This window comes from Hydrogenophaga luteola (assembly GCF_042648585.1).
In the GTDB taxonomy this organism is placed as follows: Bacteria; Pseudomonadota; Gammaproteobacteria; order Burkholderiales; family Burkholderiaceae_C; genus Hydrogenophaga; species Hydrogenophaga luteola.
In genome coordinates, this window is sequence record NZ_JBHRXX010000005.1 from 759,956 (window position 1) to 772,383 (window position 12,428).

The 12,428-nt window shown below is 67.7% G+C and carries 16 protein-coding genes; 14 read left to right on the forward strand and 2 right to left on the reverse strand.

Annotated elements, in window-relative coordinates; translation table 11 throughout:
- The first annotated feature begins 25 nt into the window (after nucleotides 1–25).
- The 4 genes from ACFOPI_RS13710 (at nucleotide 26) to ACFOPI_RS13725 (ending at nucleotide 2,475) form a co-directional block, all read left to right on the forward strand.
- Complete coding sequence (locus ACFOPI_RS13710) at nucleotides 26–337, forward strand: hypothetical protein (protein ID WP_382174675.1); 312 nt, start codon at nucleotides 26–28, stop codon at nucleotides 335–337.
- Between the two features lie 86 nt (nucleotides 338–423).
- Nucleotides 424–1,746, forward strand: a complete 1,323-nt coding sequence (locus tag ACFOPI_RS13715) for a hemolysin family protein (protein ID WP_382174676.1) — start codon at nucleotides 424–426, stop codon at nucleotides 1,744–1,746.
- Complete coding sequence (locus ACFOPI_RS13720) at nucleotides 1,743–2,177, forward strand: hypothetical protein (RefSeq protein WP_382174678.1); 435 nt, start codon at nucleotides 1,743–1,745, stop codon at nucleotides 2,175–2,177. The genes ACFOPI_RS13715 and ACFOPI_RS13720 overlap by 4 nt, the downstream gene beginning before the upstream one ends.
- Before the next feature lie 16 nt (nucleotides 2,178–2,193).
- Complete coding sequence (locus ACFOPI_RS13725; protein ID WP_066157473.1) at nucleotides 2,194–2,475, forward strand: hypothetical protein; 282 nt, start codon at nucleotides 2,194–2,196, stop codon at nucleotides 2,473–2,475.
- Nucleotides 2,476–2,630: 155 nt separating this feature from the next.
- On the opposite strand, the gene ACFOPI_RS13730 is transcribed toward ACFOPI_RS13725, so the two are convergent.
- Entirely contained in the window at nucleotides 2,631–3,215 is a 585-nt protein-coding gene (locus ACFOPI_RS13730; protein WP_382174680.1) for a hypothetical protein, read from the reverse strand.
- An 89-nt stretch (nucleotides 3,216–3,304) separates the two neighbouring features.
- On the opposite strand from ACFOPI_RS13730, the gene ACFOPI_RS13735 reads away from it, so the two are divergent.
- On the forward strand, nucleotides 3,305–4,264 hold the full coding sequence (locus ACFOPI_RS13735) for an ornithine cyclodeaminase family protein (protein WP_382174682.1): 960 nt from the start codon (nucleotides 3,305–3,307) through the stop codon (nucleotides 4,262–4,264).
- Nucleotides 4,265–4,316: 52 nt separating this feature from the next.
- Entirely contained in the window at nucleotides 4,317–4,898 is a 582-nt protein-coding gene (locus tag ACFOPI_RS13740; RefSeq protein WP_382174684.1) for a glutathione peroxidase, read from the forward strand.
- Nucleotides 4,899–4,904: 6 nt separating this feature from the next.
- On the opposite strand, the gene ACFOPI_RS13745 is transcribed toward ACFOPI_RS13740, so the two are convergent.
- A complete protein-coding gene (locus tag ACFOPI_RS13745; RefSeq protein WP_382174686.1) occupies nucleotides 4,905–5,408 on the reverse strand; it encodes a MarR family winged helix-turn-helix transcriptional regulator in 504 nt (167 codons plus the stop codon).
- 123 nt (nucleotides 5,409–5,531) lie between these two features.
- Here ACFOPI_RS13745 and ACFOPI_RS13750 point away from each other — a divergent pair, with 123 nt between their 5' ends.
- The 8 genes from ACFOPI_RS13750 to ACFOPI_RS13785 all read left to right on the forward strand — a co-directional run bounded on the left by ACFOPI_RS13750 (nucleotide 5,532) and on the right by ACFOPI_RS13785 (nucleotide 11,825).
- Nucleotides 5,532–6,497, forward strand: a complete 966-nt coding sequence (locus ACFOPI_RS13750; protein WP_382174687.1) for a Bug family tripartite tricarboxylate transporter substrate binding protein — start codon at nucleotides 5,532–5,534, stop codon at nucleotides 6,495–6,497.
- A 6-nt stretch (nucleotides 6,498–6,503) separates the two neighbouring features.
- Entirely contained in the window at nucleotides 6,504–6,971 is a 468-nt protein-coding gene (locus ACFOPI_RS13755) for a DUF3237 domain-containing protein (RefSeq protein WP_382174688.1), read from the forward strand.
- Nucleotides 6,972–7,007: 36 nt separating this feature from the next.
- Nucleotides 7,008–7,979 carry a Bug family tripartite tricarboxylate transporter substrate binding protein gene (locus ACFOPI_RS13760; RefSeq protein WP_382174690.1) on the forward strand — a complete coding sequence of 324 codons (972 nt, stop codon included), beginning with the start codon at nucleotides 7,008–7,010 and terminating at the stop codon, nucleotides 7,977–7,979.
- A gap of 15 nt (nucleotides 7,980–7,994) precedes the next feature.
- Nucleotides 7,995–9,320, forward strand: coding sequence for a sulfatase family protein (locus ACFOPI_RS13765; RefSeq protein WP_382174692.1), 1,326 nt, complete (start codon nucleotides 7,995–7,997; stop codon nucleotides 9,318–9,320).
- A gap of 76 nt (nucleotides 9,321–9,396) precedes the next feature.
- Nucleotides 9,397–10,206 (forward strand): DODA-type extradiol aromatic ring-opening family dioxygenase, encoded by an 810-nt coding sequence (locus ACFOPI_RS13770; RefSeq protein WP_382174694.1) that lies wholly within the window; start codon nucleotides 9,397–9,399, stop codon nucleotides 10,204–10,206.
- Between the two features lie 275 nt (nucleotides 10,207–10,481).
- A complete protein-coding gene (locus tag ACFOPI_RS13775; RefSeq protein WP_382174696.1) occupies nucleotides 10,482–10,937 on the forward strand; it encodes a hypothetical protein in 456 nt (151 codons plus the stop codon).
- 45 nt (nucleotides 10,938–10,982) lie between these two features.
- The gene (locus ACFOPI_RS13780) at nucleotides 10,983–11,381 is read left to right on the forward strand and encodes a hypothetical protein (RefSeq protein WP_382174698.1); all 399 of its coding nucleotides are present in this window, start codon (nucleotides 10,983–10,985) and stop codon (nucleotides 11,379–11,381) included.
- A 42-nt stretch (nucleotides 11,382–11,423) separates the two neighbouring features.
- Nucleotides 11,424–11,825, forward strand: a complete 402-nt coding sequence (locus tag ACFOPI_RS13785) for a hypothetical protein (RefSeq protein ID WP_382174699.1) — start codon at nucleotides 11,424–11,426, stop codon at nucleotides 11,823–11,825.
- Nucleotides 11,826–12,428: the final 603 nt, after the last annotated feature.

Consider the following 12,428-nt stretch of genomic DNA (forward strand, 5'->3'; position numbering starts at 1 on the left):
CGCACCCCATTTCTATAATCGCCCGATGTTCCGCCGGTGCCTCGTTGCCCTGTTCGCCCTGCACTTCCTGCTGAGTCTGGGCGGTTTCACGCTGCATGTGCCGCCTGCGGAACTCACCGAGTCCGCCCTGACCGCCGACGTCGACGGGCTGGGCTCCAGCGTGCAGCACGGGCTCACCGACGACGCGCCCGACATGCCCGACGGCCCGCTGCGCGCCCTCCCGGTGGTCCGGGTGTCCCACCCTCCGCTGCCGACCACATCCTGGGTATTCGGCTCCCGGGACGACCCGCTGCCCATGGGCCTCGACCGGCCTCCCCGGCGCCCCGCGCGCGCCTGACCACGGGCGCGGCGTCCGCCCGCCTGCCCTCCCGTTCTCCTGTCTGCCCGCGCGTTCGCGGGCCTGTCCCATGGAACCCCTTCCTCATGGAAATCGCCTTGCTTTTTGCACTCATCGTGCTCAATGGCCTGTTCGCCATGTCCGAGATTGCGCTCGTCACCGCCCGCAAGGCGCGTCTGCAGAAACTCATCGACGAAGGTGACGGCGCCGCTGCGGCGGCCGTCCAGCTCGGCGAAGACCCGACGCGCTTTCTCTCCACCATCCAGATCGGCATCACCTCCATCGGCGTGCTCAACGGCATCGTCGGCGAGGCCGCACTGGCCGGGCCGCTGGCCCAATGGCTGATTTCGCTGGGCATGGCCGAGAACATCGCCCAGTACGGCGCCACCGGTCTGGTGGTGGTGCTGATCACCTACTTCTCCATCGTGGTCGGCGAGCTGGTGCCCAAGCGCATCGGCCAGTCCAACCCGGAAATGCTGGCCCGCTTCATGGCCCGCCCCATCAACGCCCTGGCCATCGCCACCAAGCCATTCGTGCTGCTGCTGTCGGTCTCCACCAAGGCACTGCTGCGCCTGCTGGGCGTCAGGGACAACAGCGGCGCGGCGGTGACCGAGGAAGAAATCCACGCCCTGCTCGAAGAAGGCACCAGCGCGGGCGTGATCGAGTCGCACGAGCACACCATGGTGCGCAACGTGTTCCGGCTGGACGACCGGCAGATCGGCTCGCTGATGGTGCCGCGCAGCGACGTGGTGGTGCTCGACCTCGACCAGAGCTTCGAGGTCAACATGGCGCGGGTCGAGGCCTCGGACCACGCGCGCTTTCCGGTGGTGCGCGGCGACATGAACCACGTGGCGGGGGTGGTGAACGCGCGCAAATGGCTCTCGCAGGCGCTGCGCGGAGCCGAGCGCGAGCTGTCCAACCAACCGCTGCAGGAGGCGCTGTACGTGCCCGAAACCATCACCGGCATGGAGCTGCTGGACAACTTCCGCCAGTCGGGCGGCCAGATGGCCTTCGTGATCGACGAGTACGGCGAGGTGCAGGGCATCGTCACGCTGCAGGACCTGATCGAGGCCATCACCGGCGAGTTCAGCCCGCGCGACCCGGCCACCTCCTGGGCGGTGCAGCGTGAGGACGGCAGCTGGCTGCTGGACGGCCACATCCCGGTGCCCGAGCTGAAGGACCGGCTGGGTCTGGACACCGTGCCCGACGAGCAGCGCGGCCGCTACCACACGCTCAGCGGCCTGATGATGCTGCTGACCGGTCGCCTGCCCCGGGAGGGCGACCAGGTGGAGTGGGAGCACTGGCGCTTCGAGATCGTGGACATGGACGGCCGCACCATCGACAAGGTGCTGGCCACGCGCCGCGACCCGGACGCGCCGGAAGGCACCGACGAGGTGGTGGCGCCGTGACCCGCCGCGCCAACACCCTGCCGATGGTCGCGGCGCTGGCCCTGCTGCTGGGCGCCTGCGCCGAAGGCTACCCCGAGCGGTCCGAGGTCGTGGCCCTGCACTACGGCATGGGGCAGGCCGAAGCGATCCAGGCCATGAACCAGGTGGTCAAAGGGAAGGAGCAGAAAAGCCCCGCCCGCTTCGCCATGCTGGAGGGCTGCGTGCTGGAGGTGCATGCACGCCGCCCGGTGGACGGCCGCGAATCGCGCACGCTGCCGCTCAAGGGCGCGCGGGCGGTCGCCACCAAAGCCCCGGACAGCGACAGCTACCGCGTCACCCTGCACCGCAGCGGCGGCTCCGGCGACCCGGGCCAGACCGTGATGCACGGTGTCCCGTGGACCACCGCCACACAGATGAAGTGGTTGCTGGAGTACCTGCCCAGCACCTGCTGAGGCCATACTGCCTGCCGTGAAGACCTTCATTGCACAGCGCTGGCACGGTCTCGTCGGCTGGCGCACCCTGTTCTGGCGCGACCTGCTGGTCGTCGGCACCAGCCTGAACCTGCTCATGACCGGGCTGGCACTGGCGCTGCTGTCGCAGGACGCGCCCATCCAGTGGGTGCTGCTCGCGCACCTGCTGCCGCTGCCCTACAACCTGCTGATCGTGTCCTCGATCTGGTCGGCACCTCAGCGGCCGAAGATCGTGCTGGGCGCGAGTGTGTTCTGGCTGGTGCTGTTCGTGGCCGTGTGAGTCGCCGCCGGGCATGACAATCCGACGCAGGAGCCCCCTGGTCTACCTGACCACCGCAGCCGCCGAAATCGTCGGCTGCTACCTGCCTTGGCTGTGAGGCATGGCCATCATCGCGTTCCAGCCGCGCTGAACAACACAGGGCTGGGCGGCCTGCTTCAGCGCGGGGCTTCGCCCGGGCCGGCTTCCCGGATCTCGTAGCCTTCGGCCGCCGCCTCCCGGAGGCAGTCGGCGTCGGGCGCGCACATCAGCACGGCGGCACCGTCGACATAGAACTGCTGCACCTGCACGCCGTCGGGCCCGAACGCGCGCCCGGTCTGGCGGATGGCGTCGAGCGGACCGTTCTGCGGATGCTCCAGAAACAGCTCGTTGAATACACCCTGTTCGACACCGTGCTCGAACACGCCTGCGACCTCATGCAGCAGCCCGCCATCCGCGGCGAACTGCTGCAGACGGCCCCGTCCGTGCCAGCGGCCGTCGCGCACGGGGCCGGTGTAGCGCAAGCGGCTGCGGTCGGCGCGCACCAGCTCCTGGACACCAAAGCCCTGGCCCAGGCCGTTGCGGCAGTCGCCGCTCCAGGTGGTGCTCTCGCCCGGCTGCGGGCCGGCCTCGCTGGCGATCCACATCGCGCAGCGGCCGTCGCGCGTGGGCAGGGTGTGGCCCTTGGGGTCGGCGCCCAGCGCGCTGCCAAGGACTGCAAACAGAAAAGCCGCCGCAGCGGCCAGAGAGGTGTGGCGTTTCATGGGGACTCAGCCTGCGCGGACCAGCCGCGAAGAAGCGCCGGATTATCCCGTGTCATCTTCGCGGCAGCCGGCCCCGCTACCATCGCCGCATGCACTTCTTCGACGCCGACGCCACCCGCACCGCCCTGCCCTTCGACCGCCTCATCCCCGCCCTGCGCGAACGCTTCGCGGGCGGCTGCGAGGCGCCACCTCGCCATGTGCACGAAATCGTCAACCCGCTGGGCGAGGCGGGCCAGGACGCGGCCGGCCGCCGCGTGACCTCGCTGATCATGCCCGCCTGGATTCCGGGCAAGTACTACGGCGTGAAGATCGTCAACATCGCGCCGGGCAACGCGCGCCGCAACTTGCCCGGCCTGCACGCCACCTACCTGCTGTTCGACGCCCGCACCGGCGTGCCGCTGGCGCAGATGGACGGCGACGTCATCACCGCGCGCCGCACCGCAGCGGCCTCTGCGCTGGCCGGGTCCTACCTGGCGCGCGAGGAAGCCAAGCACCTGGTGCTGGTCGGCGCCGGTCGTGTCGCCAAGCTGCTGCCCGCGGCCTGGAAAACCGTGCGCCCGATCGAACATGTCACCGTCTGGGCGCGGCGCGAGAGCGAGGCGCAGGCCCTGGCGGCGCAGCTCACGCGCGAAGGCTTCTCGGCCAGCGCCACCACCGACCTGCCGGGCGCCTGCGCCTCGGCCGACATCGTCAGCTGCGCCACCATGGCCAACGAACCGGTGGTGCGCGGCAGCTGGCTGGCACCGGGCGCGCACCTGGACCTGATCGGCTCGTTCACCCCCGCCATGCGCGAGGCCGACGACGCCTGCTTCGAGCACGCGCGCATCTTCGTCGACACCGACGAGGCGCTGACCAAGAGTGGCGACCTGCTGGTGCCGATGCAGCACGGCGTGTTCAGCGCCAACGAGGTGCGCGGCACGTTGACCACGCTCTCGCGCGGGGTCGCCATCGGCCGCAAGAGCCCGGGCGAACGCACAGTCTTCAAGTCGGTCGGCAACGCGCTGGAAGACCTGGCAGCCGCCATCCTGGTGAGCGAGTCGCGCGGCTGAGGCCGCACCCGCGCTGGCCGCAGGGTCAAGGAGCCGACCGGACAATGCCGCCATGACGCTGAACCGCCGCACTGTCCTGGCACTGGGTGCCGCCCTCACCGCCCCGCTCGGGTCCGTGGCCCGGGCACAGACCGCCCGCACGACCGGCTGCCCACCCCTGCTGGCGCACCGCTTCCCGCGTCTGCAGGACGAAGCGCCGCAGGACCTCTGCCAGTACGCGGGCCGGGTGCTGCTGGTGGTGAACACCGCGAGCTACTGCGGCTTCACACGGCAGTACGAGGGGCTGGAAGCGCTGCACGCCAAGTACGCGGCGCGCGGCCTGGTGGTGATGGGCTTTCCGTCCAACGACTTCGGCCAGCAGGAGCCGGGCGACGCGAAGCAGATCGCCGAGCTGTGCTTCAACACCTACGGCGTGAAGTTCCCGATGTTCGCCAAGACCGTGGTCAAGGGTGCCGGGCGCAACGCGTTTTACGAGCAACTGGCCAAGGCCACCGGTGCAACCCCTCAGTGGAACTTCCACAAGTACCTGGTGGCGCGCGACGCGAAAACCGTGCGCAGCTTCGCCAGCGAGGTGGAGCCCGGCAGCGCGCCGCTGACGCAGGCGATTGAAGCGGCGCTCAAGGCCGGCGCCTGAACCGGCTCAGTCGGGTGTGCCTTCCAGAGGCGGCAGCCAGTCGCCGCTGGGGTTCAAGCGCGAAGCGCTGGCCTGCAGGCGCGCCATCAGTTCGCTGAGCCGCCGCCGCTCCTCGTCGTTGAAGGGCGAGAGCAGCTCGCGCTGGATCGCCGCGATGCGCGGGAACACCTCGTCGTACACGCGCCGCCCCTTGTCGGTCAGGAACACGTGCACCTCCCGCCGGTCGGACGGCTTGGGTTCGCGCCGCAGCAGGCCCTTGTCGGCCAGGCTGGTGATGGCGCGCGAGGTGCGGGCGCGGTCGAGCATGGCGCGCACCGCCAGCTCGGACGACTGCACGCCCTCCACGTCCGCCAGGCTGGACAGCACGCGCCACTCCCGCCGCGTGATGCCGTAGTCGCGCTCGCACATGCGCATCACCAGCGGCCCGGCCGTGGCGTTGATGCGGTGCAGGCGAAAGAGCAGCAGGTCGTTCAGCTGTTGCGGGTGCTGGAACGGGTCGTCGTCGGTCATCGGATCGGGGGCCTCAGGGAAAACACCGGGAACGATTGATTTCTGCAATTGATTGTCCCTGCCTAGCATCCGGCCCTGCAGCGGGGCAAACCCGTTGGACACACGACAAACCGGAGACACGCCATGAACAAACGACACCTGCTGGGTGCCGCCGTCGCGCTCGCCACCCTCGGCGCCCTGCCCCTGCCCACGCTGGCACAGGACAAACCGCCTTTGAAAATCGTGGTGGGTTTTCCGCCTGGCGGCTCGGCGGACCTGCTCGCACGTCTGATGGCCGAGGGCCTGAAGAACGACTTCTCGTCGGTGATCGTGGAAAACAAGCCCGGCGCGGCGGGCCGCATCGCGCTCTCGCTGGTCAAGCGGGCCCCGGCCGACGGCCAGACCGTGGTTCTGCTGCCCAGCGGGCCGATGGTGCTGTTCCCGCACGTCTACAAGAAGCTCGACTACGACGCAGTGACCGACTTCACGCCCATCTCGCAGATCGCGCACTTCCAATTCAGCGTGGTGGCCGGTCCGGCCGCGGGCGCCAAGAGCGTGGCCGAGATGCTGGCCAAAGCCAAGGCGGCACCCGGCAGCGCCACCTACGGCACACCCGGCTCCGGTTCGCTGCCGCACTTCATGGGCGTGATGTTCGGCCAGAAGGCCGGCGCCGAACTGACGCACGTGCCCTTCCAGGGCGGCGGGCCGGCCAACACTGCCCTGCTGGGCGGCCACATCCACTACAAGTTCGACGTCGTCACCGAGACCGCCGAGCTGCACCGCGCGGGCAAGGTACGCATCATCGCCGTGACCGGCGCCCAGCGCGACCCGCAGGTGCCCGAGGTGCCGACGCTCAAGGAACAGGGCGTGGACATGGTGGCCACCGCCTGGTTCGCCATGTACGGCCCGGCCGGGCTCAAGCCCGAGGTGCGCGACATGATCAGCGGCGCCGTGGCCAAGGCGGTGCGCACCCCCGCGCTGCGCGCCAAGCTCATCGAGCAGGGCTATGAGCCGGTGGGCTCGACCCCGGCAGAACTCGCCGCCGCCCAGGCCGCCGACCTCAAGCGCTGGGAAGGCCCGATCAAGGCCACCGGCGTGCAACTGGACTGAGCCACCATGCGACTGCCTGCACCGACCCTTGAACACCTGTGCGATGTGGCCGTGACCATCGCCACCCCCATGGAAGTGGGGGCCACACCAGCCGGGTTCCGGCGGCTCATCCCCATCACCGGCGGCACGGTGACCGGTGCCGCCCTGAACGGCCGGGTACTGCCGGGGGGCGCCGATTTTCAGCTCATCGTGGGCGACGGCACCCAGGCCCAGCTGGACGCCCGCTACGTGCTGGAACTCGACGATGGCTCGCGGGTGTTTGTGCAGAACACGGCCTTGCGCGTGGCCTCTGCCGAAGACTCCGCCCGCATCCGGGCGGGCGTGGCGGTGGACCCCAGCCGCGTGTACTTCCGCTGCCAGCCCCGTTTCGAACCCACCTCGCCCAATTGGGCCTGGCTGGCCGCACACCAGTTCATCGGTACCGGCCTGCGCCAGCCCGACGCCGTGCACCTGAGTTTTTACAAGGTGTGCTGAACGCACCCGCTCGCTTTTTCTGAAAGAGATCCCGCCATGAACCGCTCGCTTCTTTTCCGTGCCCTCGCCGCTGCGGCGCTGGGCGCCGCCACCCTCTCCCCGGCGCTGGCCCAGTCCACCTGGCCGGACAAGCCCATCCGGGTGGTCCTGCCGTTCCCACCCGGCGGCCCCAGTGACATGGTCATCCGGGTGCTGACGGACAAGCTGCTCGCCAGCCTCAAGCAACCCGTCGTGGTCGACAACAAACCCGGCGCGGGCGGAAACATCGGCGCCACGATGGTGGCCCGTGCGGCACCGGACGGCTACACATGGCTGTGGACCCCGGACACGGTCCTCACCGTCAACCCGCACGTGTACAAGCAGACCGGCTTCAAGGCCGAGGACTTCGTGGCCGTGAGCATGGCCACGACGTTCAGCTCCACCCTGGTGTGCCATCCGAAAGTGGGCGTCAAGACGCTGCAGGAGCTGGTGGCCAAAGCCAAGACCAGCAAGATGTCCTACGCGTCGGGCGGGGCCGGTGTGCCGGGTCACCTGTCGATGGAGCTGTTGCAGACCATGGCCGGCTTCGACATGTCGCACGTGCCCTACAAGGGACCGGCACCGGCCATGCAGGATGTGCTGGGCGGCCAGGTGGATTGCGGCTTGCTGGCAGGCCCCACGGTGCTGCCCCACGTGGGCAGCGGAAGGCTGCTGGCGCTGGCTGTGTCCGGCGTCAAGCGTTCGCCCGTCCTGCCCGATGTGCCCACCCTGGACGAGGCGGGCGTCAAGGGCTACCAGGCCGACTTCGGCCTGGCACTGCTCGCCCCCAAGGGAACGCCTGAGGCGATCGTCTCCCGCTTCCGCCAGGCCTTTGTCGAGGCGCTCAAATCCCCGGAAGTGGTCGAAAAGCTCAAGGCCAACGACCAGGTCGTGGTGGCCAGCACCGAAGCCGAGGCCGCGCGGTCGATCGAGGCCAGTTCCAAGAAGTGGGGCGAGGTGGTGCGGCGCATCAAGCTCACCGTCGACTGATCCAGCACACGCACCATGACCCGCCCCAACATCATCTACATCGTCAGCGACGACCTGGGCTACGCCGACCTGGGCTGCTACGGCGGCCGGCCCGCCGGCTTCGGCGCGGTGTCGCCGAACATCGACGCGCTTGCGGCCGGTGGCCTGCGCCTGACCGAGGGCTACAGCAACTCGCCCGTGTGTTCACCCACGCGCTTTGCGATGGCCACCATGCGCTGGCAGTACCGCCTGCGCGGTGCGCTGGAAGAGCCCATCAACAGCCGCAGCAAGGGCAGCGACACCCTGGGCCTGCCGCCCGAGATCCCCACCCTGCCCTCGCTGCTGAAAGAGGCCGGCTACCGCACCGCGCTGATCGGCAAGTGGCACCTGGGCTACCCGCCGCACTTCGGTCCGCTGCGCTCGGGCTATGAAGAGTTCTTCGGCATCATGGCCGGCGGGGTGGACTACTTCACCCACTGCTCGTCGAATGGCGACCACGACCTCTACATCGGCGACGACACCCACAAGGAGGTCGGCTACCTGACCGACGTGTTCTCGAACAAGGCGGTGGAGCATGTGAAGGCGCGCGCCGCCGAGGCGCGCAACGGCACGCCGTTCTTCCTCAGCCTGCACTACACCGCGCCGCACTGGCCCTGGGAAACGCGCGACGACGCGCACGTGGCGCCCGAGGTGGCGAAGAACCTGTTCCACCTGCACGGCGGCAGCGTCGAGGCCTACCGCTGCATGATCCACCACATGGACGAAGGCATCGGCTGGCTGGTCGCGGCGCTGCGCGAAGAGGGCCTGCTGGAGAACACGCTGATCGTCTTCACCAGTGACAACGGCGGCGAGCGCTTTTCCGACAACTGGCCGCTGGTGGGCGGCAAGATGGACCTGACCGAAGGCGGCATCCGCGTGCCCTGGATCGCGCACTGGCCGGCGGTGATCCCGCCCGGCTCGGTGAGCGGACAACACTGCCTCACCATGGACTGGTCCGCCACCATGCTCGAACTCGGTGGCGGCCAGCCCCACCCGGACTACCCGCTGGACGGCGTGTCGCTGGCCGCGCTGCTGCACGACCCGTCGCACCGCTTCGAGCGGCCCATGGCCTGGCGCATGAACCACCGCGGCCAGCGCGCGCTGCGCGAGGGCGACTGGAAGTACCTGATGGTCGATGGCCACGAGTACCTGTTCAACATCGCCGCCGACGCGCGCGAGCGCGCCAACCGCGCGCCGCTGGAACCACAGCGCCTGGCCGACATGCGCAAGCGCTGGCTGGACTGGGACGCCAGCCTGCCGCCGATTCCGGCCGACGCCACGGTCAGCCTGGGTTACGGCGCCAAGGACATGCCGCAGCGCTGACCCGTTGACCGCGACGGCCCGGTAGCATCGGTGCTGGCCGACGGCTGGATCGGCCCCGAACACAAGGAGCTGCACCATGTCCCGTCTGCCCACCTACTACGTCTCGCACGGCGGCGGCCCCTGGCCCTGGATGCGCGAGCAGACCGGCGGCCGCTACGACCGGCTCGAGGCCTCGCTGCAGGCCATGGCCCAGGCCCACCACGGCCAGGTGCGCGCCATCCTGATGGTCACCGCGCACTGGGAGACGCCCGACTTCACGCTGTCGTCGTCGCCCCAGCCGGGCATGCTCTACGACTACTACGGCTTCCCGCCCCACACCTACCAGGTCCACTACCGCGCCCCCGGCTCGCCCGAACTGGCCCAGCGCGCACTCGACCTGCTACAGGCCGGCGGCGTGACGGCCCGCCTGGACCCCGAACGCGGCTTCGACCACGGCACCTTCTCGGCCCTGCAGGCCGCCTACCCCGAGGCGCAGATTCCGGTGGTGCAGCTCTCGGTGCTGCAAAGCTTCGACCCCGCCGCCCACATCGCCGCCGGCCGCCTGCTGGCACCGCTGCGCGACGAAGGCGTGCTCATCATCGGCAGCGGCCTGAGCTACCACAACCTGCGCCTGCTCAACGCCGCCGGCACCGTGCCGTCCCAGCAGTTCGACGCCTGGCTGCAGCAGACACTGACCGCGGCCTCACCCGACGAGCGAGAGGCGCAGCTGCTGCAGTGGGAGCAAGCGCCGTCGGCCCGCATCGCGCATGCTCGCGAAGACCACCTGATCCCGCTGATGGTGGCGGTGGGCGCGGCGCACGACGAGGCCGGCGCCTGCGTCTACCACGAGGATTTGTTCATGGGTGTGGTGGCGGCGTCGAGTTTCCGGTTTGGGGAGGTGGTGTAAGCCACCCGATTCGCCCGTGACGGCGGTGGTTGTAGTGAAGAGATTTGACTGAGACGTTTGGAGCCTGCTTTCGACCCGTTGCCGCTAGAGTGCTTCGCTGATCGCGAGCATTGCCCGTCAGGTTTATCGATTCTGTTGTTCCTGCCCGTGCATCCAGCTGACTGCGCTACAGGATTGGTTTCAAAACGCTTTCGGAGGGCATGCGACTTTTTTGCCAACTGCCGAAAATGTCATCCGCCGATTTGCGGAATAGATAGCAAGTGAGGCGCCTACCAATGCCACGCCAGATGTCCCCCGAGCGAGAACGCGAATACGCTGTGCTTCACGCGTACCTCGATTTCTATTCCACCCACGTTGCCGGCATTGATCCTGCCAGCCCCACTCACCCAACAACCGTTGGGAGACGCATCGTTGAAGAGTACGGTCGCTCAAAGGCGCTTGAAGGTTTGAAGCAAGCAGTCAATGACACTGTGGAACAGCTCCGCGATCAACCCCTTGAGTACATTCAGCGCCTCGACGCAGAACTCCGGGAGCGCGGAATCGTTACGTTCTCTGAGGTTCGACGCCGATACGCTTCGTCGTACAAACGCATCCTGAAGCGCGGCAACATCAAGACTGAGACGGAGTACTACATCATCGCTGGGGTGCTGGCAGATTTCTCGTCGTTCGCTAGCAGCGAAGAGAGAGCGGTCCTAGACAAGCTCGTGGCACAGTATGAGCAAGGGGTCTAACGAGGCCGCACAAATACCCCACGAGCAGACTCCACCTCATCCGTCATGTACGAACTCCTCTCGCTTCTTCCGCTCCTCTTGATCTGTGTGTTCTATGCCTTGTTCATCAAGCTCGCGGCGCGGCTGTACAGAGGTTCGCGCCTGTCTTGGAAGCACGCATTTGCATTCGGCGCGCTTGTCATGCTTCTCGGTGGAGCAGGCGCGTGGCTCAACCAAGCCTCTGGCCTTCCACTCGGCCCACTAATGGGCGTTGTCCTGAGCCTTGCGCTTCAGCTCGCGCTGGGCGGTTGGTTTCTTGGGCCAAGAGCCCTCTCGGAAAACGGAAAAGCGGTCGCGTTCAAGGGCGGAGCACTCATCTCAGCCATCGCCTTTGGAATGGTCTTCGCACTCGGCGTCCTGGCTGCGATTCTCCTTCCCCTGCTTGGCAACGGTGGGCCAGCTTGAAGCAACTCATCGCAAAAGCCACCTGCCCAAACGCCCTCCCAGATGAACGAGTTCCTGTCCGACTTTGCGCTCCAGCTGGTGCTTGGTTTGGCCTGCGGCGTATTGGCCCTGCCGTTCGTATTTGTGCGGCGCCGCACGGCACTGGCTGATCGAGAGCGCCTGGGACGAGAAGGTAAACGTGCGCAAGGCCATGTGCTTGAGGTTTGGCGAGACGCCGAAGGGTGGAACCTGACCTACGAGTTCACACCCGACGGTCATACCACGCCTGTGCGGAAGACAGAATCGTATGAAGGAGCCCAGAGCGCACCGGCAGCCGTTGGAGCAACCATTCAAGTCGCCTATGAAGGCCACGCCCCCTTCTACTCGGTTCCGGTCTTGCCCGCGCCAACAGCTCGTGCGCATGTAGACCATCCACGGATGGCAAATTTCTGTGGCAGATCGTAGTCGGGACGTCAAACCACGCTGGTCACTTCCATGCTCAATTCACACGTCACTTCGCGGCTGATCAGCGCTGGTCGTCATGTCGCACAGGCCTTCTGTTCCGCGCTGTTTTTCTTTGTGGGCGCGACGACGTACGCGGCGCCTCCCGCGTTGGGCACGTGGGTGGAGCTTGACCTGCGATCCTGTCAGGTCGTGACGTTCCTGGCGCCGACCCACGATTCGCCCGATGGGATGCGCTATGCAACCGGCGCGTCGGCCCGCCTCACCTTGCTTACGGGCACGGTACGGCGCGCGGCCTCGTTCAACGGGGATGGTTCTCTCAGAGGCATTCCGCTGCAGTCTTTGAAGCCCCGGCGCGGAGAAGCGTTGGCTGTCGTTTCAGAGGACTATCGCTGCCCTGAGGCCGTCCCGAGTCTCGTGAATTTGGTGTACACACCACCTTGTGATGCTGGTCCACTTGCTGGGGCGTGCATTGCGCCGTTCCCGGCTGCCGAGGTGGTCGGAGGTCCAGGGAAATGGAATTGGGTGGAAGGGAGCGAGCGCTGATGCGACATGACAGGCAGTCGACAAGGACGTCTAATCGGCTGGCTGCCGCTCGCCTACTGT

Excerpts from the sequence above, each read along its gene's own strand:
- ACFOPI_RS13785 (WP_382174699.1), top strand. The coding sequence starts at position 11,424 with ATGAACGAGTTCCTGTCCGACTTTGCGCTCCAGCTGGTGCTTGGTTTG.
- ACFOPI_RS13710 (WP_382174675.1), top strand. The coding sequence starts at position 26 with ATGTTCCGCCGGTGCCTCGTTGCCCTGTTCGCCCTGCACTTCCTGCTG.
- ACFOPI_RS13735 (WP_382174682.1), top strand. The coding sequence starts at position 3,305 with ATGCACTTCTTCGACGCCGACGCCACCCGCACCGCCCTGCCCTTCGAC.
- ACFOPI_RS13765 (WP_382174692.1), top strand. The coding sequence starts at position 7,995 with ATGACCCGCCCCAACATCATCTACATCGTCAGCGACGACCTGGGCTAC.
- ACFOPI_RS13780 (WP_382174698.1), top strand. The coding sequence starts at position 10,983 with ATGTACGAACTCCTCTCGCTTCTTCCGCTCCTCTTGATCTGTGTGTTC.
- ACFOPI_RS13750 (WP_382174687.1), top strand. The coding sequence starts at position 5,532 with ATGAACAAACGACACCTGCTGGGTGCCGCCGTCGCGCTCGCCACCCTC.
- ACFOPI_RS13770 (WP_382174694.1), top strand. The coding sequence starts at position 9,397 with ATGTCCCGTCTGCCCACCTACTACGTCTCGCACGGCGGCGGCCCCTGG.
- ACFOPI_RS13755 (WP_382174688.1), top strand. The coding sequence starts at position 6,504 with ATGCGACTGCCTGCACCGACCCTTGAACACCTGTGCGATGTGGCCGTG.
- ACFOPI_RS13760 (WP_382174690.1), top strand. The coding sequence starts at position 7,008 with ATGAACCGCTCGCTTCTTTTCCGTGCCCTCGCCGCTGCGGCGCTGGGC.
- ACFOPI_RS13740 (WP_382174684.1), top strand. The coding sequence starts at position 4,317 with ATGACGCTGAACCGCCGCACTGTCCTGGCACTGGGTGCCGCCCTCACC.
- ACFOPI_RS13745 (WP_382174686.1), bottom strand. The coding sequence starts at position 5,408 with ATGACCGACGACGACCCGTTCCAGCACCCGCAACAGCTGAACGACCTG.
- ACFOPI_RS13730 (WP_382174680.1), bottom strand. The coding sequence starts at position 3,215 with ATGAAACGCCACACCTCTCTGGCCGCTGCGGCGGCTTTTCTGTTTGCA.
- ACFOPI_RS13775 (WP_382174696.1), top strand. The coding sequence starts at position 10,482 with ATGCCACGCCAGATGTCCCCCGAGCGAGAACGCGAATACGCTGTGCTT.
- ACFOPI_RS13715 (WP_382174676.1), top strand. The coding sequence starts at position 424 with ATGGAAATCGCCTTGCTTTTTGCACTCATCGTGCTCAATGGCCTGTTC.